At 59.9% G+C, this 20325-nt stretch carries 22 protein-coding genes; 13 read left to right on the top strand and 9 right to left on the bottom strand.

Going from position 1 to position 20325, the window contains the following annotated elements:
• From rsmB to ACTH3D_RS06380, 5 genes are all read left to right on the top strand, one after another.
• Nucleotides 1-1134, top strand: a 1134-nt coding sequence (gene rsmB, locus ACTH3D_RS06360; RefSeq protein ID WP_441666227.1) for a 16S rRNA (cytosine(967)-C(5))-methyltransferase RsmB, incomplete at its 5' end; no start/stop codon positions are given.
• A 47-nt stretch (nucleotides 1135-1181) separates the two neighbouring features.
• A complete protein-coding gene (locus ACTH3D_RS06365; RefSeq protein WP_441666228.1) occupies nucleotides 1182-1385 on the top strand; it encodes a dodecin in 204 nt (67 codons plus the stop codon).
• 15 nt (nucleotides 1386-1400) lie between these two features.
• Nucleotides 1401-2774 (top strand): Trk system potassium transporter TrkA, encoded by a 1374-nt coding sequence (trkA, locus tag ACTH3D_RS06370; protein ID WP_441666229.1) that lies wholly within the window; start codon nucleotides 1401-1403, stop codon nucleotides 2772-2774.
• 24 nt (nucleotides 2775-2798) lie between these two features.
• Complete coding sequence (locus ACTH3D_RS06375; protein WP_441666230.1) at nucleotides 2799-4247, top strand: TrkH family potassium uptake protein; 1449 nt, start codon at nucleotides 2799-2801, stop codon at nucleotides 4245-4247.
• Between the two features lie 152 nt (nucleotides 4248-4399).
• Nucleotides 4400-5638, top strand: a complete 1239-nt coding sequence (locus ACTH3D_RS06380; protein ID WP_441666231.1) for a TraB/GumN family protein — start codon at nucleotides 4400-4402, stop codon at nucleotides 5636-5638.
• A 27-nt stretch (nucleotides 5639-5665) separates the two neighbouring features.
• Here the strand turns inward: ACTH3D_RS06380 and ACTH3D_RS06385 are convergent, their stop codons facing one another.
• From ACTH3D_RS06385 to aceK, 3 genes are all read right to left on the bottom strand, one after another.
• The gene (locus tag ACTH3D_RS06385; RefSeq protein WP_441666232.1) at nucleotides 5666-6463 is read right to left on the bottom strand and encodes a tRNA-uridine aminocarboxypropyltransferase; all 798 of its coding nucleotides are present in this window, start codon (nucleotides 6461-6463) and stop codon (nucleotides 5666-5668) included.
• Between the two features lie 5 nt (nucleotides 6464-6468).
• Complete coding sequence (locus ACTH3D_RS06390; RefSeq protein WP_441666233.1) at nucleotides 6469-7203, bottom strand: SIR2 family NAD-dependent protein deacylase; 735 nt, start codon at nucleotides 7201-7203, stop codon at nucleotides 6469-6471.
• A gap of 74 nt (nucleotides 7204-7277) precedes the next feature.
• Nucleotides 7278-9023 carry a bifunctional isocitrate dehydrogenase kinase/phosphatase gene (aceK, locus tag ACTH3D_RS06395; protein WP_441666234.1) on the bottom strand — a complete coding sequence of 582 codons (1746 nt, stop codon included), beginning with the start codon at nucleotides 9021-9023 and terminating at the stop codon, nucleotides 7278-7280.
• Between the two features lie 175 nt (nucleotides 9024-9198).
• Between aceK and ACTH3D_RS06400 the strand changes: the two genes are divergently transcribed.
• From ACTH3D_RS06400 to ACTH3D_RS06410, 3 genes are read left to right on the top strand one after another with little or no spacing between them, the layout of a single operon-like run.
• On the top strand, nucleotides 9199-9999 hold the full coding sequence (locus tag ACTH3D_RS06400) for a pseudouridine synthase (protein ID WP_441666235.1): 801 nt from the start codon (nucleotides 9199-9201) through the stop codon (nucleotides 9997-9999).
• Entirely contained in the window at nucleotides 9992-10789 is a 798-nt protein-coding gene (gene tcdA / locus ACTH3D_RS06405; RefSeq protein ID WP_441666236.1) for a tRNA cyclic N6-threonylcarbamoyladenosine(37) synthase TcdA, read from the top strand. Before ACTH3D_RS06400 ends, tcdA begins: the two co-directional genes overlap by 8 nt.
• A gap of 40 nt (nucleotides 10790-10829) precedes the next feature.
• The gene (locus ACTH3D_RS06410) at nucleotides 10830-11069 is read left to right on the top strand and encodes a DUF1653 domain-containing protein (protein ID WP_441666237.1); all 240 of its coding nucleotides are present in this window, start codon (nucleotides 10830-10832) and stop codon (nucleotides 11067-11069) included.
• 7 nt (nucleotides 11070-11076) lie between these two features.
• Here ACTH3D_RS06410 and ACTH3D_RS06415 read toward each other — a convergent pair whose 3' ends face one another.
• Nucleotides 11077-11766 carry a type 1 glutamine amidotransferase gene (locus ACTH3D_RS06415; protein WP_441666238.1) on the bottom strand — a complete coding sequence of 230 codons (690 nt, stop codon included), beginning with the start codon at nucleotides 11764-11766 and terminating at the stop codon, nucleotides 11077-11079.
• A 42-nt stretch (nucleotides 11767-11808) separates the two neighbouring features.
• On the opposite strand from ACTH3D_RS06415, the gene ACTH3D_RS06420 reads away from it, so the two are divergent.
• Nucleotides 11809-12102, top strand: coding sequence for an MGMT family protein (locus tag ACTH3D_RS06420; protein WP_441666239.1), 294 nt, complete (start codon nucleotides 11809-11811; stop codon nucleotides 12100-12102).
• Nucleotides 12103-12153: 51 nt separating this feature from the next.
• Entirely contained in the window at nucleotides 12154-12744 is a 591-nt protein-coding gene (locus ACTH3D_RS06425) for a YjaG family protein (protein ID WP_441666240.1), read from the top strand.
• A gap of 37 nt (nucleotides 12745-12781) precedes the next feature.
• On the opposite strand, the gene ACTH3D_RS06430 is transcribed toward ACTH3D_RS06425, so the two are convergent.
• The 5 genes from ACTH3D_RS06430 to hisB form a co-directional block, all read right to left on the bottom strand.
• Entirely contained in the window at nucleotides 12782-13264 is a 483-nt protein-coding gene (locus ACTH3D_RS06430; RefSeq protein WP_441666254.1) for a hypothetical protein, read from the bottom strand.
• 111 nt (nucleotides 13265-13375) lie between these two features.
• A complete protein-coding gene (gene hisF / locus ACTH3D_RS06435; RefSeq protein ID WP_441666241.1) occupies nucleotides 13376-14149 on the bottom strand; it encodes an imidazole glycerol phosphate synthase subunit HisF in 774 nt (257 codons plus the stop codon).
• A 2-nt stretch (nucleotides 14150-14151) separates the two neighbouring features.
• A complete protein-coding gene (gene hisA / locus ACTH3D_RS06440; RefSeq protein WP_441666242.1) occupies nucleotides 14152-14904 on the bottom strand; it encodes a 1-(5-phosphoribosyl)-5-[(5-phosphoribosylamino)methylideneamino]imidazole-4-carboxamide isomerase in 753 nt (250 codons plus the stop codon).
• Nucleotides 14905-14923: 19 nt separating this feature from the next.
• Nucleotides 14924-15565: an imidazole glycerol phosphate synthase subunit HisH gene (hisH, locus tag ACTH3D_RS06445; protein ID WP_441666243.1), complete on the bottom strand. Its 642-nt coding sequence runs from the start codon at nucleotides 15563-15565 to the stop codon at nucleotides 14924-14926.
• A 40-nt stretch (nucleotides 15566-15605) separates the two neighbouring features.
• The gene (gene hisB / locus ACTH3D_RS06450) at nucleotides 15606-16199 is read right to left on the bottom strand and encodes an imidazoleglycerol-phosphate dehydratase HisB (protein ID WP_441666244.1); all 594 of its coding nucleotides are present in this window, start codon (nucleotides 16197-16199) and stop codon (nucleotides 15606-15608) included.
• Between the two features lie 171 nt (nucleotides 16200-16370).
• Between hisB and ACTH3D_RS06455 the strand changes: the two genes are divergently transcribed.
• The 3 genes from ACTH3D_RS06455 to mutY are packed head-to-tail and all read left to right on the top strand — an operon-like array spanning nucleotide 16371 to nucleotide 20285.
• Nucleotides 16371-16844: an acetyl-CoA sensor PanZ family protein gene (locus ACTH3D_RS06455; protein WP_441666245.1), complete on the top strand. Its 474-nt coding sequence runs from the start codon at nucleotides 16371-16373 to the stop codon at nucleotides 16842-16844.
• Nucleotides 16841-19165, top strand: a complete 2325-nt coding sequence (locus ACTH3D_RS06460; protein ID WP_441666246.1) for an AsmA family protein — start codon at nucleotides 16841-16843, stop codon at nucleotides 19163-19165. The genes ACTH3D_RS06455 and ACTH3D_RS06460 overlap by 4 nt, the downstream gene beginning before the upstream one ends.
• A gap of 7 nt (nucleotides 19166-19172) precedes the next feature.
• On the top strand, nucleotides 19173-20285 hold the full coding sequence (gene mutY / locus ACTH3D_RS06465; RefSeq protein ID WP_441666247.1) for an A/G-specific adenine glycosylase: 1113 nt from the start codon (nucleotides 19173-19175) through the stop codon (nucleotides 20283-20285).
• Nucleotides 20286-20325 lie beyond the last annotated feature (40 nt).

Here is a 20325-nt window from a genome sequence, read left to right on the forward strand (position 1 = left end):
GCCCAGCTGCTGGAGCGTCCGTTTAAGGCACGGGATGCCGATGTTCATGCGTTGTTGCTGGTGGGTATCTATCAACTGCTGTATCTGCGTATTCCGGCCCATGCCGCCGTGGGTGAAACGGCGGGTGCCGCGCGGCTGCTGAACAAAGAGTGGGCGACTCGAGTGCTCAATGGCTGCTTGCGTCGCCTGCAGCGCGAGAGCGCTGAGCTTGAGGCCATTGTCGATAATGATCCAGCGGTGGCGCTGCTGCATCCACAGTGGTGGATTGATGCCCTGCGCCAGGCTTGGCCCGACGACTGGCGCGCCATTGCCGAAGCCAACAACCAGGCGGGGCCGATGACGCTGCGTGTTAACCGTCGGCAGGGCGATCGTGAACAGTACCGCGAGCTGCTTGATGGCCCCGGCATCCGCTCGCGGCTGTGCACACATGCCCCGGACGGCCTGACGCTGGAGACCGCCTGCGATGTTGGGGCGCTGCCAGGCTTTCATGAGGGGCGGGTCAGTGTGCAGGATGAATCGGCCCAGCTGGCAGCGGTGTTGCTGGGCCCGGTAGTGGCCCCGCGGCCCGGCCTGCGCGTACTGGATGCCTGCTGTGCGCCTGGCGGCAAGACTGCGCATCTGCTGGAGTTGTTCGATATCGACCTGACCGCTGTTGACAGTGACGACACCCGCTTGGGGCGGGTTGAAGACACCTTGTCGCGGCTGGGGCTGTCTGCCGAGCTGATTCACGGCGATGCCACCGGGCGTGAATGGTGGAGCGGCACTTCGTTTGACGCCATTCTGCTTGATGCGCCTTGCTCGGGCAGTGGTGTCATCCGTCGGCATCCGGATATCAAACGACTGCGTCGTCCCTCGGACATTGCCAAGCTTGCTGAGCTGCAGGCACGTCTGCTCGATAACCTGTGGCCGCTGCTGGCGCCCGGCGGTACGCTGTTGTATGCCACCTGCTCTGTGCTGCCCGAGGAAAATGCCGACCAGGTTGCGGCCTTCCTGGCGCGCACGCCGGGTGTGGAGGTCACCACGCCACAAAATCTGTCCTGGGGGCGTCCGGCCGGTGCCGGTCAGCAGCTGTTGCCACGACCGGACAGCCACGACGGCTTTTTCTATGCGAGACTGAGGAAGGCAGCTGCCTGAGGGTACCTGCCCCGTTTGCACCACTTATCCGCCACGGAGAGCACATCATGAGCAACGTCTATAAGCACATTGAGTTGACCGGTAGCTCCGAAAAAAGCGTTGAAGACGCCGTTCAGCGCGCCCTCACCAAGGCCTCAGAAAGCGTGCACAACATGCGCTGGTTTGAAGTGATCGATACCCGCGGGCATATCGAGAATAACCAAGTGGCCCACTGGCAGGTCACTATCAAAGTCGGTTTCACCATTGACTGACAACGCAGGCGCACGATGAAAATCATCATCCTCGGGGCCGGCCAGGTCGGTGGTACCCTGGCCGAGCACCTGGCCTATGAAGAGAATGACATCACTGTCGTTGATACCGATGCCGAGCGGCTGCGCGAGCTGAATACGCGCCTGGATATCCGCACGGTGACGGGGCCGGCATCCTATCCTGCCGTGCTGCGTCAGGCTGGCTGCGAAGATGCCGACATGCTGATTGCGGTGACCAACACCGATGAAGTCAACATGATTGCCTGCCAGGTGGCTCATACGCTGTTTCGTACGCCGGCCAAGATTGCGCGGGTACGCGCCACTGCCTACCTGACCCGTAAGGGACTGTTTGCGCACGATGCCGTGCCGATTGATGTGCTGATCACACCTGAGCAGGTCGTGACGGACCATATCCGGCGGCTGATCGAGCATCCCGGAGCGCTGCAAGTGCTGGAGTTTGCCGGTGGGCTGGTTCAGCTGGTGGCCGTCAAAGCCTTTCATGGCGGGCCGCTGGTCGGTCAGGCGCTGGGGAAGCTGCGTGATCACATGCCCAAGGTGGCGACTCGGGTTGCGGCAATCTATCGCCGCAACCGGGCTATCATCCCCCATGGTGATACGGTGATTGAGGCCGATGATGAGGTCTTCTTCATTGCTGCGCGGCGTGACATCCGCGCTGTGATGAGCGAGCTGCGCCGACTGGATCGGGATTTCCGCCGCATACTGATTGTCGGCGGCGGTAATATCGGCCAACGGCTGGCCGAGCATCTGGAGCACAGCCACCAGGTCAAGATCATCGAGCATAATCTTGAGCGCTGCACCCAGCTTTCCGAGCAACTCGACCGCACGGTGGTGCTGCATGGTAGCGCCACCAGTCAGCGTCTGCTGGAAGAGGAAAATATCGAGGATTGCGATATTTTCTGTGCACTGACCAACGACGATGAAGTGAACATCATGTCGTCGATGCTGGCCAAACGCATGGGCGCCAAAAAGGTACTTACGCTGATCAACAACGCCGCTTATGTTGATCTGGTGCAGGGCGGTGAGATCGATATTGCCATCTCGCCACAGCAGGCCACCATCGGCAGCCTGCTGACGCATGTGCGACGCGGCGATATCGTCAATGTGCATTCCCTGCGCCGCGGGGCAGCCGAGGCCATCGAAGCCATTGCCCATGGTGACTTCCAGTCCTCCAAGGTGGTGGGCCGCACGATCAGTGAAGTTGACCTGCCCGAGGGCACCACCATCGGCGCTGTTGTTCGCGGTAATGAGGTATTGATCGCCCACGACGATGTGATGGTGGAATCCGGTGATCACGTGATTCTTTTTGTGATCGACAAGCGCCGCATCCGCGATGTGGAGCGTCTGTTCCAGGTCGGATTGTCTTTCTTCTGACAGCATGACGAGGAGTGCTCGCGCATGAGCCTGAGGATGATTCTGCGCATCCTGGGTCTGTTGCTGATGATGTTCAGCATGACCATGGCACCACCCATTCTGATCTCGCTGATCTATGACGACGGCATGTGGCAGGCCTTCATGCTGGCGCAAGTGATCATTGCGGGTCTCGGCTCGATCATGTATCTGCCTAACCGTTTGGCGCGTAAGGAGCTGCGCACCCGCGATGGTTTTATCATTGCGGTGATGTTCTGGGGTGTGCTGGGTTTTTCAGGCTCGTTGCCGTTGATGCTGACTGGTAGCTCGGCGTTGTCGATTACCGATGCGGTCTTTGAATCCTTTTCCGGCCTTACTACCACTGGCGCGACGGTAATTACCGGTATCGACCTGCTGCCCAAGGCCATTCTTTATTATCGCCAACAGCTGCAGTGGCTTGGCGGCATGGGTATCGTGGTGTTGGCGGTGGCCATTCTGCCAACGCTTGGTGTTGGTGGCATGGCGCTGTATCGCACCGAAATTCCCGGCCCGCTCAAGGACTCCAAGCTGACGCCACGCATCACCGAGACGGCCAAGGCGCTGTGGTATATTTATCTGACCCTGACCATTGCCTGCATGCTGGCCTACAGGGTTGCTGGTATGGACTGGTTCGATGCCCTGGGGCACAGTTTTTCGACGGTGGCCATCGGCGGCTTCTCGACCCACGACGCCAGCATCGGCTATTTCGACAGCGCCGCTATCGAGATGGTCTGTGTGTTTTTCCTGATTGTCTCAGCCATGAGCTTCAGCCTGCATTTTTTTGCCTGGCGAGAGCGTAGCCTGAGTCACTACCTGCGTGATCCGGAAGCGCGCTTTCTGCTGTTGTTTTTGGCAGGTCTGTCGATCATTACCGTTGTCACCCTGTGGCTAGCTCATGACTCAGAGCCCATTGCCCTGGTGCGGGATGCGGTTTTTCAGGTGGTGTCCATTGCCAGTACTGCCGGTTTCAGCGTGGCCGACTTCTCAGGATGGCCGGGGGCGCTGCCTTTTCTGCTGTTCACCGCGGCCTTTGTGGGCGGCTGTTCGGGCTCTACCGGCGGCGGCATGAAGGTCATCCGCATCATCCTGATTGTCAAACAGGGTATGCGTGAGGTGGTGCGATTGATTCACCCCCATGCGGTGATTGCCGTCAAGATTGATAAAACGGTGGTGCCGGACAGTATTGCCCAGGCGGTGTGGGGCTTTTTCTCGGCCTATGTGATGGTGTTTCTGGTCATACTGGTGGCCATCATGGCGACCGGTGTTGACCAAGTAACTGCCTGGTCTACCGTGGGGTCTGCGCTCAACAACCTGGGTCCTGCGCTGGGTGATGCCAGCGCCAATTACGGCGACCTGCCGTCTCTGGCCAAATGGTTTCTTGTGTTGGCCATGCTGATGGGCCGCCTTGAGATCTTTACCATCCTCGTGCTGTTTACCCCGGCTTTCTGGCAGAAGTGATTTGCAGTGATACCAGGCAGCCCCAGGCGCCTGACGACGCCATCGCGGCCTGAAGCTCGCTCTTACAAACCCCTAACGAAACAATAGTGAGTTGGCCCATCTGATTGCATGGGCGATAATCGCTTTTTCCCCCTTTGTACAATTGAGCCGTAATGACCCAGCCAACGGATACTGTGACGCTTTCCCCCGACCTTCCGATCACGTCAGGCCCTCGCCGTACACTGCGCGTGGGTGATACCTGCTACACCCTGATTGGTACGGCGCATGTGTCGGCCGAAAGCGCCGATGAGGTGCGCGGGCTGATTGCATCACAGGAATTTGATGCTGTCGCCATCGAGTTGTGTGAATCGCGTCATCAGAACCTTGCTAATCCCGATCTCATGGCCGAGCAGGACCTGTTCCAGGTATTCCGCCAGGGCAAGGCTGGCTTGGTCGCTGCCAGCCTGGCACTGGGTGCCTTTCAGCAGCGGGTTGCTGAGCAGTCTGGCATTGAGCCGGGTGCCGAAATGAACGCTGCCATCGAGGAGAGCCAGCGGCTTGGCCTGCCGGTCAAACTGATCGACCGGGACATCGGTATTACGTTGAAGCGGATCTATCATAATGTGCCCTGGTGGCAGCGCTTTGCGCTGTTTTCGGGGCTGCTTGGCAGCGTGCTATCACGCCAGGATGTGGCCGCTGAAGATATCGAAAAGCTCAAGCAGGGCGATGTGCTGGAGTCGACGTTTAGCGAGTTCGCCAGTGAGTCGGAAGCCTTGTTTACCCCCCTGATCACCGAGCGTGACCGCTACATGGTGCTGCGTTTGGCTGAGACCTGCCCGCCGGACAGCTACCGTCATGTGTTGGTAGTGATCGGTGCCGGCCACCTCAAGGGCATGGCCGAGCATTTGGAAGCTCCGCTGCCAGAGGCGCCCCAGGTCGAGCGTGAGTCTTTGGAGGCGACACCCCCGCCGTCACGAATCTGGAAGCTCTTGCCCTGGCTGATTACGGCCCTGGTGCTCAGCGGCTTTGCTATCGGCTTTTCGCGCAACACCGAGCTTGGCTGGCAGCTGGTCATTGAATGGTTTGTGATCAACGGTGTGCTGTCAGGGCTGGCTACTCTGGTGGCGTTGGCCCACCCGGTCACCGTGGTTGCCACGGCACTTGCGGCACCACTGACCTCGCTGAACCCGACCATTGGAGCGGGCTTTGTTGCCGCTGGAGTCGAGTTGGCCATGCGCAAGCCCAAGGTGCGCGATTTCAAAACTCTGCGTCAGGACGTGACCCACTGGTCAGGTTGGTGGCGCAATAGGGTCTCGCGCACCCTGTTGGTGTTCATTACTGCCACTATCGGCTCAGCTGCCGGCACTTGGATCGCCGGCTTCCGTATTGCTGGTGCACTGTTTGGGGGCTGAGACGCAAGCCGCGTTGGTTTAATTCGCTCACCGTTCGCGCAGTGCCAGAAGGCGCTGCATGGCCGGGGTGGGTGAGGTGATGAGGTGGTAGCGCCGGCTGGCGGCGTAGCAGTCGTTGAACACGTCGAAGTAGTCGTCCAGCAGTTCAGCCGCCCGGGTGTCGCCAGCCTGGCGCAATACTTCCACTGCCACTTCGGCGGTACACAGGTGAGCGCTGGAGGCAGGTTTGCGTAGCCGATAGCGGGTCTGCCGTTCGCTGGCCAGTGGCAGTACCGGTAAATTTGCTAGGTAGGCACTGCGGCGAAACATACGCCGGGCCTGTCGCCAGGTACCGTCGAGAATGATGAAAACGGGTATCTTTTCTTTATCCTCTTTTTCATTATCCCCATGCTGATAGTCGGCTACGGCGTCCATGCCGACTACGCGATGAGCGTAGTCTGGCTGGTCATCGGGAAAGATGATGAAGGGCGCGTAGCGCGGATCAGCCAGCAGGGCGAGTAGCTCAGGGTCCGGCGTGGTGCGGTACCAGGTGAAAACACGGGTCTCGGGCAGCACGTCGCGAATCAGGCGCCCAGTATTGGTGGGCTTGAAGTGCTCGTAGGGGTGCGTCAGCAGCCATACTTGGCTGTGGCTTTGTGCCTCAACGCGATACGGGCACAGGCAGTTAAGCTCAGGCAGCTGACAACCCGGGCAGCGCACCACAAAACTGCCGCGAGCCTTGAATTCGCGCTGCAGTGGGCGCGGATGCTGTGGTGGCGAATCAGTTGTTGGATCGGCCGGTGAGTCAGTCTCTGGATCAGGCGGTTCTGATGTGATGTGGTACATGATGGCTACAACATCAGCGTTTCAGGTACCCACAGGCGTCCTTCACGCAGCCAGTGCTTGGTCAGCATGGGCACGCCTTCTCCGGCAGGCAGGGCGAGACGGGTGATATCAGAGCGACCCAGGGAGTTTGCCGCAGGGTCGACGACAATCCGGCCTGCTCCTTGAGGGACCAGGTCAACCAGCATGGCTGCCGGCATTACCGCAAGAGAGGTGCCCACCACCAGTAGCAAGTCAGCCGTGGCGGCGATTTCGCAGGCCTCGGCATACCTTGGCACCGCTTCACCGAACCACACCACGTCAGGGCGAAGCTGGCTGCCTTTGTCGCATACATCACCCATGCGGATGCCGCCTTTTGGCAGCGGGTAGAGCATGCGGCTATCAACGCTTGAGCGTGCCTTCAGCACCTCGCCGTGCAGGTGCAGCACATCAGTGGAGCCGGCCCGTTCGTGCAGGTCGTCAATATTCTGGGTGATCACGCTGACCTGAAACCCGCTCTTTTCCAGTGCCGCTAGTGCCTTGTGGGCAGTGTTGGGCTTGGCTTGGCGGATCTGGTCGCGGCGCAGATCGTAAAAATGCAGCACGGTTTCCGGGTCGCGCTCCCAGGCGTCGGGGGTGGCGACATCTTCAATACGGTAGTCAGCCCACAGGCCATCATCGGCGCGAAAGGTTTGGATGCCACTCTCGGCACTGATGCCAGCACCGGTAAATACCACCAGATGCGGCGGCTGCGCACTGCTCATGCTCACTCCTATTCGCTGTCTCTTTCGGTCTGTTTTGTCTGGGCTGAGGGCACTGCTGCGTTTCATCCACAGGCTCAGTAAACCAGGCCGTTGTTGATATCTGCTTCGAACCGCTGTTTGTTGCGGTAGGGATAGACATCGATAACTCTACCGTCATTTATGGCTTGCTGCAGTCCCTTCCAATAATCGGCATCGAAAATCTCTGGATGCATTTCGTAAAACATCTTGCGCAGCGTTATGTCGGCAAACAGGAAAGGGCCAAATTCCTCTGGGAAGACATCGCGTGGTCCGACGGAGTACCACGGCTCGTCGGCCAGCTCTTGCTCGGGGTACATGGGCTCGGGAATATGGCGGAAGTTGCACTCGGTGAGGTAGCTGATTTCGTCGTAGTCGTAGAAGATCACCCTGCCATGGCGCGTCACACCGAAGTTCTTGAGCAGCATGTCGCCGGGGAAGATGTTGGCGGCGGCCATCTGTTTGATGGCGTTGCCATAGTCCCTGAGCACCGCGCGCAACTCATCGGGCTCACAGTCCTGGATATATAGGTTCAGCGGCGTCATCATGCGTTCGGTGTAGCAGTGTTTGATCAACACCTTGTCGCCACGCAGCTCAACGGTGGATGGCGCCACCTCCAGCAGGTGCTCTAGGCATTCCGGGTCGAAGTGGTCCTTGCGGGCGATGAAGTTGGAAAAGTCTTCGGTGTCGGCCATGCGTCCCACCCGGTCGTGGCGTTTTACTAGCCGGTATTTCTCACGCACGTTCTCGCGGCTCATATCTTTGGTAGGGTCAAAGCGATCCTTGATGATCTTGAATACCGTGCGGTGGGATGGCAGCACGAACACTGCCATCACCATACCGCGTACGCCGGGGGCGATGATAAAGCGGTCCTCGCGTTTGGCCACCTGACGGTTCAGGGCACGGAAAAACTCGGTCTTGCCGTGTTTGAAAAAGCCAATCGAGGCATATAGCTCGCCTTCGGGTTTGTCGGGCATCAGCTCCTGTAAGTAGGCCACGAACTCGCTGGGCACCACTACCTTGACCTGGAAGTAAGCGCGGGTGAACGAGAAGATGATGGAGACTTCGTCGGGCTCGATCAGCAGGGTATCCAGCTGCAGGCCACGGCCTTCCTCGTGCAGCACCGGTAGGACCAGCGGTACCTGCTCGCCGCCGCCGAGAATGCGCCCGACCAGGTAAGCCCCTTTGTTGCGGTAGAAGACGCTCTTGATGAGTTCTATCCGAGCGTCGTCGGCAGCCAGGATCGTGTCTGGCAGCAGGCGTTCCAGCGACTGCCTGGCCAGCGCCACGTCCCTGGGCAGATCGATGAACCCCATGCCCAGGCCAGCGTCACCCGGTGCCCAGTGCAGCGCTTGCTCCCAGTCACCATCAACCTGCTTGGAGCGGCACAGCTCGATAGCGGAGCGGTGAGCGGCCGATTCGCGTGAGCTATAGACGAACATCCAGTCATTGTGAATATGGCGGTGATGGAACAGTGAGCAGAACAGTGAGTTGAAATAGGTCTCAGCCAGCTCGTAATCGAGCCGCTGGCTGATCATGTCGGTGTAGTGGCCGCGGGCCTTTCCCCAGTGCTCGCACTGGATCAGTAGATCCTTGTCTAGGGTGCGTGTCAGGCGCAGCTTGGTGTCTTCGACTTTTTCGTCATACAGGTCGATTCGCTCCGCCGAGGCGACCTGAGCCTCACGCCAGGCCGCCTCGATAAAGCGCCGGCTGGCGTCATCAGTAATCTGCTTGAATCGCGAACGATATTCATCAAAGCCACGCAAGATGGTGGCAGCTAGGCGATAGGCGGGGGAGTGCTTCATGGCGATCTCCTGTCATGGTATCTCTAGCTTCGTGGATTTTTGGCCAACAGGCGAGCCGACCATGGTCGGGAAGTGGGCTGCAGATGACATCTGTGTGGCCTGCAGCGACAATACGGCCTCAAATCTACGTAAGCCGCTCCGCGCCTTTTTAGACGAGCTTTTTTGACGAGCCCTCATGCCAGAACCACTGCCGATAATTTATCAGGATGAACATCTGATCGCCGTGCACAAGCCCGCTGGGCTTCTGGTGCATCGCACAGCGCTGGCCCGAGGAGAGACGCACTTTCTGGTGCAGACCTTGCGCGACCAGATCGGGCAACGGGTGTATCCGGTACACCGGCTGGACCGCCCCACGTCGGGCCTGATGGTGATGGCGCTCAACTCTGATGTTGCTGCCGGATTGGTGGCTGAATTCAGCGCCCAACGGGTTTCCAAGCGCTACCTGGCGGTAGTGCGCGGTATAGGCCCTGACAGCGAGCGTCTTGATTATGCGCTACGCGAAGAAGACGGCTCCCGGCCTAAGTCCGAGATGCCGGCCATGGCCGCCGTAACGGACGTGCGTCGCCTGGACAGCGTAGAGCTGCCGGTGAGCGTTGACCGCTATCCCAGCAGTCGCTACTCGCTGATGGAGGCGCGTCCGCTGACCGGGCGACGCCATCAGATCCGCCGCCACCTGTCGCGGCGTGGCTATCCGATTATTGGCGACGCCAGACACGGCAAGGGGCTGCATAACCGTTTCTTTGCCGACCAGTTGGATTGCCCGCAGTTGCTGCTGGCGTCGGTAGGGCTGAGCTTCAGGCACCCGGTCAGCGGTGACACGCTCAACCTAAGCTGCGCGCTGGATCCCGTAATGACGCGGCTGTTTGAGCGCTTTGGTTGGGCCGGCCATCTGCCCGGTGCTGAACGTGACTCTCTGCGCCAAAATCTCTGCGCTACTACCCCCCTAACGCCGCAAACCCAGAGGCATCATGACTGATTCATCCGTTACCGAAACAGATTACGACCTGCGCTTTGGTGGTATCCGCCGCCTGTACGGTGCGCGTGCCGTCGAGCGTTTTCGCCGCGCCCATGTGGTGGTGGCCGGGGTTGGCGGGGTCGGCAGCTGGGCGGTGGAGGCGTTGGCCCGCTCCGGTATCGGCCGGTTGACGTTGATTGATTTGGACGATGTGTGCCTGTCCAACGTCAACCGTCAGCTGCATGCGCTGGACGGCACCATTGGCCGCCCCAAGATCGAGGTGCTAGCTGAGCGCTGTCGCACGATTCACCCTGGCATTGAGGTGGTAACTGATGCAGCCTTCGTGACGCCGACCAATCTTGCCGAGCGGCTGCCCGAAGATACGGACCACCTGCTGGATACCATCGACAGTGTGGTGGCTAAAACCGCACTGATTGCCTGGTGCAAGCGCCGTAAGCTGCCGATCACTGTGACCGGGGCAGCGGGTGGGCAAACCGACCCGACACGCATCCAGATCGCAGATCTAACGCGCACCATTCAAGATCCGCTGCTGGCGCGAGTGCGTGCCCAGCTGCGCCGCGACTACGGCTTTACCCGTGACCCGAAAAAGCGCTTCGGCGTGGAGTGCGTGTTCTCGGACGAGCAACTGGTGTATCCCGCCCCGGACGGTGAGGTCTGCCACACCAAACCCGCTGCCGGTGACTCGACTCGCCTGGATTGCGCGTCTGGCTTTGGCGCGGCTACCTTTGTTACCGGTGCCTTCGGCTTTGCCGCCGCGTCCCGTGTGCTGGCTCGGCTGGCGCGGAACTGACACATCACACTCACACCCACACTCACGCAGAGGATTTTTGATGAACCGCTCTCAGCCAGTACCTGGCATCTATCGCCACTACAAGGGTGCGCTCTATGAGGTGATTGGTGTCGCCCGACACAGCGAAACCGAGGAGTCCGTGGTGGCTTATCGCGCGCTGTATGGCGATTACGGCCTGTGGGTGAGGCCGCTTGACATGTTTATGGAAACGGTAGAAACCCAGGGCGAAAGCGGGACCGTTGAGCAGCCCCGTTTTGCGCTGGAAAAGGCGTTTTGCTGAGCGGGTGTCAGTCTCGCCGGGCGTTACGCAGCCACTGGCTCAGTACGCGGTCAAGCAGCGGGGCCAGTTGGGTAAAGCGTGTGCTGTCGGAGAGAATTTCTCTGTCATCCTGCCGGTAAGGGCTGACCTCGTCGCCTTCAGGCCTTGGCAGATGAGTGAGTCGGTCGCGGGTGCTTGCCGGGGTGGCTTCCAGGTGGCACCGCAGCCCTACGACGCGACCCGCGTCCCAGCTGAAGCCCTGTAACGGGCTGGCTTCGCTGCCACCCAATGGCAAGGCGTCGTCGGGCAGGCCAAAGATATTGCGATGCCAGGTGAAGGCCTCGAACTGCCCAGGCAGGTCAAAGGGGCTGTCGTGATTCAGGCTGATGCGCTGCCAGCCGGTTTCGGCATAGGTGCCGCGCGACACCCTGGCACCGAGCGTACTGGCGATACGACAGGCACCAAAGCCGATGCCCAGCAACGGGCGCTGGCTGTCTAGGGTGCGAGCGATCAGTTTTTCTTCGTCACGCTTCCAGCCTGGTAGCGTGTCGTCGTCCGGCGCATCGAGCACGATGAGGGCGTCGCTGTCGCCGGGGCGCGGCGGAAGCTCGCCGGCGTAGAGGTGGAAGATGGTATGGCTATGCCCCATGCTATCGAGCCAGTCGGCGATGCGGGCCGGACCAAGGTGGGGGCTATGCTGTAGCAGATGAAAGTGCATGAGCGACCTCGCCGATAGTCAGCTGTGGGAAGGCCAGAGTACATGAAAGTAACCCTGAAAGAACAGATACTTACCATTATCTCAGAGATTCCGCCCGGGCGCGTGACTAGCTATGGTCGTATTGCTGCGATGACGGAGGGCGGCACACCACGGTTGGTTGCAAGAGCACTGCGCGAGCTGCCCGCTGGTCACGATCTCCCCTGGTTTCGCGTCATCACTGCCTCGCGTCGGCTGGCCGAGCATGACGCTGCCGATGAGCAGCGCCGTCGGTTGATCGACGAAGGGGTTGCCTTTGACAGCCGTGGTCGCGTGGCCCCTGAGCGCCTGTGGCCCTGAAACGCAGGTATCCGTTCTGCAACCATCAGCCCGTATCAACAAGGAAAGCCAATGATTCAGCCTGGCAGTGGTTTTAACCAACGTCTGCACGCACTTGAGCCACAGGCCCAGCAAGCCTTCATGGCCGCGCTATGTGAGCGCCTGGTACCCAATTATGCGCTTTATTCGCAGGCATCAGGGCAGGGCGACACCAAGGCGCTGAGCTCTGTTCTGGCTCTGGTGTGGGAGAGTTTGCAGGTTAGGGATGCCCGAATCGATTTTGATCTGCAGGCCGACAAGCTGGCCGCCTGTCAGCCACCAGCCGAGGATGACAGCTTTGGGGCGCGGCGTGCTATGGAGGCCGTGGCAGCATTGACAGCGCTGCTGGATACGCTGCGCGGCGGCTCCCAAGAAGCCGTGATCGAAGTCAGCCGCACGTCACGCAGCGGTGTGCAGGCTTTCATTGCCATGACTGAGGGTGAAGACGACACTGAAGCCCTGGCAGTCAAAGTGCGGGAGCACCCGCTGATGGCTGATGAAAACGGCTTTCAGGACGCGTTGCTGGAAAGCGTGGAAGCACCGCTCGACCGCGACGCCCTCAAAGCGCTGCGCAAACTGGGGCGCAATGAGGGATTCAGCAACCTGGGCATCAGCCTGGAGTAGTCAGTGCCAGCGGCCAGACTGTTTAAAGAATATGCGGTTAAAACCGCATTCCCGCTGTGACCATCATGCCGGCGGTGCCGTACATGATCATGTCGGCTTCCACGCGCTTATAGCGCACGCCAACACTCGGCAGTATGGCGGGCGCTATGCCTGCCCTGTTGAACGGGATCTTGTCGCGGTACTTGCCCTTGTAACCGCGTAGCAGTCCGGCGCTCAGCTTAGCGCGTACGCTGAATTGATGGCTCGGCTCCCACAGTGGGAACTCACGTCCGGCATACCAGTACCAGGTAGGTTGGTGGTAGGAGTTCTTGAACCAGGCCGCGCCGACCATCCAGCGCTGAGGGTTGTGAAGCTCCACGGCGATCAGGTCCTGATGATTGTTGTGCTTGGGGTCAGGCGAAAAATGTCGCGTATATAGGCTGGTCTGGACAAGAATATGGTCCAGCTCGAGCATGGAGGGTTGGGTTTCAGCAGCAGGCTCAGGTTGTGCCAGTGCCGTGCTTGCTGCGAGTGCCAGCACCACACTTGCCACCAAGCGCTGTGTCAGACACCACAACAACGCAGCCCGAGGGCTGCGTTTTGTGCATTGAGACAAGTGTTGCCGTTTTGCCGTACTGATTAATGCCATGGATTACAGCCGCATGGTGATGCCACGACTTGCCAGATAGCGCTTGGCCTCAGGAATCGTGTATTCGGAGAAGTGAAAGATGCTGGCCGCTAGGACTGCGTCGGCCCCGCCTTCGAGAATACCGTCGACCAGGTGATCAAGGTTGCCGACACCACCTGAGGCAATCACCGGCACGCTTACTGCATCGCTGATTGCGCGGGTCACGCCCAGGTCAAAGCCCTGCTTGGTACCGTCGCGGTCCATGCTGGTCAGCAGCAGTTCTCCTGCGCCGTATTCGACCATGCGGCGGGCCCATTCTACTGCATCCAAGCCGGTTGGCTTACGCCCGCCATGGGTAAAGACTTCCCAGCGCGGCGGCTCGCCCTCGTCAGACACCTGCTTGGCGTCAATGGCGACCACAATGCATTGGCTGCCGAAGCGCTCGGCGGCTTCGCGCACAAATTCAGGGTTGTCCACCGCGGCGGTATTGATCGAGACCTTGTCAGCGCCGGCATTGAGCATGGTACGAATGTCGTCGCAGTTGCGGATACCGCCGCCTACGGTCAGCGGAATGAACACCGCGCCGGCGATCTGCTCGACCATTTCGACCGTGGTGTTGCGATCTTCGTGGCTGGCGGTGATGTCCAGCACGGTAATTTCATCGGCGCCCTGCAGGTTATAGCGCTGAGCGATTTCCACCGGGTCACCGGCATCACGGATATCAACAAAGTTGACGCCCTTGACCACACGGCCAGACTCCACGTCGAGGCAGGGGATGATGCGTTTGGCTAGTGGCATGTTCAGCTCTCCTTGTGGTCGGCGGCCAGAGTGTCGCATAGCGCCTGGGCTTCAGCCAGGTCCAGGCTGCCCTCATAGATGGCGCGGCCGGTGATAGCAGCGAAAATGCCTGGCTCGTCAGCGGCAATCAGCGCCCGCAGGTCATCAAGGTTGGTTACCCCGCCAGAAGCGATTACCGGCAGGCCGCCTTCCCGGGCCAGCTCGGCAGTCGCTTCAACGTTGACGCCTTGCATCATGCCGTCGCGGGCGATATCGGTGTAGACGATGGAGGAAACGCCGTCGTTGGCAAAGCGCTTGGCCAGGTCGGTAGCCTTGAGCGTTGATACCTCGGCCCAGCCGTCGGTGGCCACAAAGCCGTCCCGGGCATCTAGGCCAACGATGATATGGCCGGGGAAGGCGCGGCACATCTCGGTGACGAAGTCCGGTTCTTTGACCGCCTTGGTGCCGATGATCAGCTGGGATACGCCGGCCTTGAGGTAGTGCTCAATGGTGGCTGCATCGCGAATGCCGCCGCCGATCTGGATTGGTAGGTCCGGGTAAGCGCGGGCGATGGCCGTAACGGCGTCGCCATTCACCGGCTTGCCTTCAAAGGCGCCGTTAAGATCGACCAGGTGCAGGCGACGGGCGCCGGCCTCGACCCAGCGCGCCGCCATGGCCACCGGGTCATCGCCATAGCTGGTGGCGTCGTCCATACGCCCCTGTTTGAGACGCACGCACTGGCCGTCTTTGAGATCAATGGCGGGAATAACCAACATGTTGTGTCCTTTCACGCCATCATGGCGCCCAGTAAACGAAGTTTTCTAGCAGTTTGAGTCCGGCCCGGGCGCTTTTTTCCGGGTGGAACTGCACCGCAAAAGTGGCATCACGTCCGGTGGCGATATGTGCCTTGATGTCACCGTAGTCAATGGTGCCAAACACGTTGGCATCATCGGAGGCTGCCACGTAGTAGCTGTGCAGGAAGTAGAAATGCTCATCATGATGGATGCCGCGCCACAGCGCATGATCCTGATGCAGTTGCAGCTGATTCCAGCCCATATGCGGCACTTTGAGCCGTTGCCCATGAGGGTCGCGCATGGCGGTCGGGAAGCGGCGCACCTGTCCTTTCATGAAACCCAAGCATTCGGTGCCGCCGTTTTCTTCGCTGTACTCGAATAGCATCTGCTGGCCGAGGCAGATGCCCAGTAGTGGCTTGGACTGCTGAGCCAGTAACTCGTCGACCAGGCCGCGCAGTTCGGTGCGTTCAAGCTCACCCATGCAGTCGCGGATAGCTCCCTGGCCCGGTAGCACCAGGCGTGTTGCCCCCAGGATACGACGCGCATCGCGGGTGATGACCACGCGCTCTTGGGTGACATGCTCCAGTGCCTTGGCGACGGAGTGCAGATTGCCCATACCGTAGTCGATGACGGCAATGGTCATGTTGCGATCCTCATAGTGGTCGGCAGTTTGGCCCTCAGGCTCACAGCACGCCCTTGGTGGACGGCATCTGGCCTGCCATGCGCACGTCTTCGCTCGCTGCCATGCGCACTGCCCGGCCGAACGCCTTGAAAATGGTTTCTGCCTGGTGGTGAGCGTTGAAGCCTTTCAGGTTGTCAATATGCAGGGTTGCCCGGGCATGGTTGACAAAGCCCTGGAAGAACTCCCAGAACAGCTGTGTGTCTAGAGTGCCGATGTTCTCACGCGTGAATTCAACATTCATAAACAGGCCGGGGCGACCGGAGAAGTCGATGACAACGCGAGTCAGGGCTTCGTCTAGCGGCACATAGGCATGACCGTAGCGATAAATACCGCGCTTGTCGCCAAGGGCTTGATGGAAGGCTTGGCCCAGGGTAATGCCGATATCCTCGACGGTGTGATGGTCGTCGATATGCACGTCACCATCGGCTTTGATGTCCAGGTCGATCAGCCCGTGGCGGGCGATCTGGTCAAGCATGTGGTCAAGGAAGGGCACACCGGTCTGGCTGTCAAGGCGGCCTTGCCCATCCAGATTCACGGTCACGGTAATACGGGTTTCCTGCGTGTCACGGCTGACCGTGGCAATACGCTCGGACATGTTGGCTCTCCAGCGCTGGGCGCGTATCAGAGGTGAGCGGCGCCCGGAAACCGGGCTGGCGAGACTCGCCTGCCGCAACAAAACGACCATTATAGAGAACCGTCGGCCCTATCCGCTACAATGCCAGACATTCGGTGCTGGCCATGGCCGCCAGTTTTCAGGAGATACAGCATGCCGGTAACGCTTCAGCGCGTCGACCAGACCGCTTGGGAGGCCGACTCCCAGCTTCATATCGATCTGCAGCGTATCTATGAGGATGCGCCTGCTGAACGTCTGCCAATGGCGGTTGATGCGTTTATTCATGACCATCTGGCCGCCGGCCACGTGTTTTTTTGTGCGCGTTTCAATGATCGTCTGCTGGGCGCTGTGGCAGTAGTGAAAGAGGGTAGCGCCTGGTGGCTTTCGCACTTTTGTGTACGCACGACCACGCGCCGCCGTGGTGTGGGATCACGTTTACTGACACTGGTTAGCGACAGCGCACACCAGCAGAGCTGCCGGTTGTGTGTGGCCAGCAGGCACCTGCCCATGGCAGATCAGCTGTTGCTCAATCGTGCGGGCTATCGTCTGGCTCAGACCGGTGATCATTTTGAGTTGGGTGTTTCTGTCAACAAGAGTTCTGCTAAAAAAGGAGCCGGGCCACAATGAAGCGAATCCTGCGAACCCTGCTGGCCGCCATCGGTATTCTCGGGCTGGTCATGGTGGGGGCGGTCATTTTTGTGACCACCTTCCTCGATCCGGAAGACCTTAAGCCTCGTCTGGTTGAGGTGGTGCGTGAGCAAAGTGGCCTTGAGCTTGAGCTGGGTGGCCAGCTGAACTGGTCCTTCTATCCGCGGCTGGGGGTCAGTGTGAATAACGCCGAGGCGCGGTTGCCTGGTCAGTCTGCGGACCAGCAGCCCTTTGCTGCTTTTGATTATGGGGAGGTTAGCCTATCGTTTGCCCCGTTGCTGAGGCGCGAGATCGCCATTGATGGCCTGACGATTGTCGGACTGAAGCTGAATCTTGAGCGTGATGTGGAGGGGCGCGGCAACTGGGAGATGCTGCTTGAGCGTCTTGACAGTCATCGTCAGCACGCTGAGTCCGCCCTTACTCCTACCAGCGCCGGTGTCAATCCAGGCAGTTCAGACCTTGACGTTAACGTCAATATCGCCAGTGTACAGCTGAAGGACGGTAGGGTGCGCTATGTCGATGTCCAGTCCGGAGATGCCTATCAGCTGAGCAGCCTTGTGCTCACCGGCACGAACGTTAACCCGGGGAGTGCTTTCCCGCTGGAAGGCAGCGTTGTGGTGGACTACTTCGAGACACTCAACGCTGAGTCGGCCAGCGTGACCAGCAAACTGGATCTGAAGGCCAGCGTTAACTTGGGCTTGACCGAGAAGCGCCACGTGCTTGACGGTGTGTCGCTCAAGGCCAGTACGCGCTTATATTCCGAGCAGGAGCCCCAGGAATTTCAGCTTACCGCTGATCAACTGGAGCTGGATCTGGCGGCAGACCGGCTGCGGATGACAACAAGTCTGTTGCAGGCGGGGCTCCTGTACCCGCAGCTGGGTGACAAGCGACTGGCACTTGAGATACGCTTTGATCTTGAGGGCAACCTTGATACTCGCTCCGCCAGGCTGCAGCAAATGGCACTCACTGGGCCGGACGGCCTGAACGTTACCGGTAGCCTGCTGCTTGAGGCGTTGGATACGGCGCCACGCTATAGCGGTCACCTGCAGCTGGCACCGTTTTCACTCAGAAATTGGCTGATACGGCTCAATGCCATGCCAGCCATGGCCAGCCCTAAGGCCTTGGCCGAAGTCGGCTTGACCAGCCCTGTTGAGGGTAACCTTGAGTCGCTGACTCTGGACGGGCTCAATATGATGCTGGATGGTAGTACCCTCAGCGGACGCGTGAGCACAGACTTCGATGGCCAACGACTGGACGCGAACCTGCAGGGTGACCGCATCAATCTTGACGACTACCTGCCGCCCAGCCAAGGCAGCGCCGGTGTGGTGCACCTGCCCGGTATTTCACGCGCCTGGGCGCAACAGGAAAATGCTGACTTGCTGCCCGCAGAATGGCTTGCAGAGGTAGCACTGAATCTGCAGTTGCGCCTTGGCGATCTGATTCTTGCAAAGCAGGAGTTCCGGGATGTGGCGCTTGCTGTGGAAGGCAGCGAAGGCGTGCACCGACTAACCCGGTTTGCCTCGAACCTTCATTCGGGAGAGCTGCAGGCTACGGGCAAGCTGGATGCCAGCGATATGCCGCTGCAGTGGGCCTTGTCGCTGGAAGGTAAAGAACTGCGTCTGGCTTCACTGCTGACTTCTCTGGGCCACCAGCCACCGCCAGCGGAAGGCCGTCTTTACGGCCATGGCCAGCTGACCAGCCAGGGCAACAGTGTGGCGCTGATCACGCGTAGTCTCAATGGTCAGCTTGAACTTGGCGTCAATGAGGGGCGACTGACGGGAGCCAACATTTCTCGCGAGCTGTGCAGCGTTGCAGCGAGCTTGGAAGGCAAGCAGGTCGGCAATGAATGGCCTGCTGGCACACCCTTTGAACAGGCCACTGCCAGCATAGAGATCACGGATGGCATTGCCAGCACAGACGATTTGGTGCTGAGCATTCCCGGCATCAGTGTTGGCGGTAATGGTGAGTTGGATCTGGGCAGCGAGGCCTTCGATCTGCGTGTGGCGGCGAGCTTCAGGGAAGACGTGGACCCAGCCTGTGCGGTTAATCCCAGACTTGTCGGCGTGAAGTTTCCGCTGCGCTGTAAAGGCCAGCTTGGTGGAGACAGCAGCGAGTGGTGCCGTCTTGACAGCGATGCCGTACAGGCAGCTTTGGGCCAGGCGCTGCAACGTGAAATCAAGCGCCGGTTTGGCGACAAGGCTGAGGAGAAGCTGGACGAAGCTGCCGAGAAACTTGATGAGAGCCTCGGTGAAGGTGCCGCAAGCGGGCTTCGCAAGGCCATCAAGGGGCTTCTGAATTGAGGTCTCGATGACAGATCGCCCAGCGCTTGTTCTTGAAGCACAGCGCTTCCAGCAGCGCCTACTCGACTGGTTTGACCGTCACGGGCGCCATGACCTGCCCTGGCAACAACGGCGGACGCCATATCGCGTCTGGGTCTCGGAGATCATGCTCCAGCAGACCCAGGTCGCTACGGTCATCCCGTATTACGACCGCTTTATGGCGCGCTTTCCCGATGTTGCCGCCCTGGCCGAAGCGACCCAGGACGAAGTGCTGCACTTGTGGACTGGTCTTGGTTACTACGCTCGGGGCCGCAATCTACACAAAGCTGCCCAGCTGATAGCCGAGCAGTATGACGGTGAGTTCCCGCTGCACAGCGTTGATGCGCTGGTCGCTTTGCCCGGCATAGGCCACTCAACGGCTGGAGCGATTATCGCCCAGAGTACCGGGCGGCGCGGCGTGATTCTCGATGGTAACGTCAAACGTGTGCTGACACGGCTGCATGCAGTGGAAGGCTGGACTGGGCGCAGCGCCGTGGAGCGCCAGCTGTGGGTGTTGGCCGACAGTTATACACCGCATCAGCGCGTCGCAGACTACAGTCAGGCGATGATGGATCTTGGCGCGACCCTGTGTCGGCGAGGCACGCCGGACTGCGCGCGTTGTCCTTTTGGTGATGTGTGTCTGGCGCGTCAGCGCGGTGAGCAGCGACGCTTTCCTGAGAGCAAGCCCAGAAAGGCGCTGCCGACGCGACATACCCTTATGCTGATGCTGCTCGACAACACCGGGCAGGTGCTGCTGGAACAGCGGCCATCCAGTGGCCTGTGGGGCGGGCTGTGGAGCTTGCCGCAGTTTGACTCTGAAGGCGAACTGCGCGCTTGGTTGGACAGCCACGCACCGGGAGCAGTCGTTGAGTCAGCCTGGCCAGCGTTCACACATGTGTTCAGCCACTTCCGGCTTGAGATTACCCCTCAGCCAGTACGCATGCTACGGGCAGGGAATGTTAATGAGCAAGGGCGCTGGATAGATCCGGCCAGCCTAGGGGACATCGGCCTTGCCACCCCGGTCAAGGGCTTGCTGGAGTCGCTCGCGCCCTTCAGTCTGGTGGCACAAACAGCCACTGATGATTCACAGGAGACATCTTAAATGAGTAACGCCGTGCTTTGTCGCAAATACCAGCAGCAGC

This window comes from Halomonas sp. (genome assembly GCF_052095765.1).
In the GTDB taxonomy this organism is placed as follows: domain Bacteria; phylum Pseudomonadota; class Gammaproteobacteria; order Pseudomonadales; family Halomonadaceae; genus Halomonas.

What these genes read in the sequence shown, in the direction of transcription:
- ACTH3D_RS06365 (WP_441666228.1), top strand. Translation starts at nt 1,182, where the DNA reads ATGAGCAACGTCTATAAGCACATTGAGTTGACCGGTAGCTCCGAAAAA.
- trkA (WP_441666229.1), top strand. Translation starts at nt 1,401, where the DNA reads ATGAAAATCATCATCCTCGGGGCCGGCCAGGTCGGTGGTACCCTGGCC.
- ACTH3D_RS06375 (WP_441666230.1), top strand. Translation starts at nt 2,799, where the DNA reads ATGAGCCTGAGGATGATTCTGCGCATCCTGGGTCTGTTGCTGATGATG.
- ACTH3D_RS06380 (WP_441666231.1), top strand. Translation starts at nt 4,400, where the DNA reads ATGACCCAGCCAACGGATACTGTGACGCTTTCCCCCGACCTTCCGATC.
- ACTH3D_RS06385 (WP_441666232.1), bottom strand. Translation starts at nt 6,463, where the DNA reads ATGTACCACATCACATCAGAACCGCCTGATCCAGAGACTGACTCACCG.
- ACTH3D_RS06390 (WP_441666233.1), bottom strand. Translation starts at nt 7,203, where the DNA reads ATGAGCAGTGCGCAGCCGCCGCATCTGGTGGTATTTACCGGTGCTGGC.
- aceK (WP_441666234.1), bottom strand. Translation starts at nt 9,023, where the DNA reads ATGAAGCACTCCCCCGCCTATCGCCTAGCTGCCACCATCTTGCGTGGC.
- ACTH3D_RS06400 (WP_441666235.1), top strand. Translation starts at nt 9,199, where the DNA reads ATGCCAGAACCACTGCCGATAATTTATCAGGATGAACATCTGATCGCC.
- tcdA (WP_441666236.1), top strand. Translation starts at nt 9,992, where the DNA reads ATGACTGATTCATCCGTTACCGAAACAGATTACGACCTGCGCTTTGGT.
- ACTH3D_RS06410 (WP_441666237.1), top strand. Translation starts at nt 10,830, where the DNA reads ATGAACCGCTCTCAGCCAGTACCTGGCATCTATCGCCACTACAAGGGT.
- ACTH3D_RS06415 (WP_441666238.1), bottom strand. Translation starts at nt 11,766, where the DNA reads ATGCACTTTCATCTGCTACAGCATAGCCCCCACCTTGGTCCGGCCCGC.
- ACTH3D_RS06420 (WP_441666239.1), top strand. Translation starts at nt 11,809, where the DNA reads ATGAAAGTAACCCTGAAAGAACAGATACTTACCATTATCTCAGAGATT.
- ACTH3D_RS06425 (WP_441666240.1), top strand. Translation starts at nt 12,154, where the DNA reads ATGATTCAGCCTGGCAGTGGTTTTAACCAACGTCTGCACGCACTTGAG.
- hisF (WP_441666241.1), bottom strand. Translation starts at nt 14,149, where the DNA reads ATGCCACTAGCCAAACGCATCATCCCCTGCCTCGACGTGGAGTCTGGC.
- hisA (WP_441666242.1), bottom strand. Translation starts at nt 14,904, where the DNA reads ATGTTGGTTATTCCCGCCATTGATCTCAAAGACGGCCAGTGCGTGCGT.
- hisH (WP_441666243.1), bottom strand. Translation starts at nt 15,565, where the DNA reads ATGACCATTGCCGTCATCGACTACGGTATGGGCAATCTGCACTCCGTC.
- hisB (WP_441666244.1), bottom strand. Translation starts at nt 16,199, where the DNA reads ATGTCCGAGCGTATTGCCACGGTCAGCCGTGACACGCAGGAAACCCGT.
- ACTH3D_RS06455 (WP_441666245.1), top strand. Translation starts at nt 16,371, where the DNA reads ATGCCGGTAACGCTTCAGCGCGTCGACCAGACCGCTTGGGAGGCCGAC.
- ACTH3D_RS06460 (WP_441666246.1), top strand. Translation starts at nt 16,841, where the DNA reads ATGAAGCGAATCCTGCGAACCCTGCTGGCCGCCATCGGTATTCTCGGG.
- mutY (WP_441666247.1), top strand. Translation starts at nt 19,173, where the DNA reads ATGACAGATCGCCCAGCGCTTGTTCTTGAAGCACAGCGCTTCCAGCAG.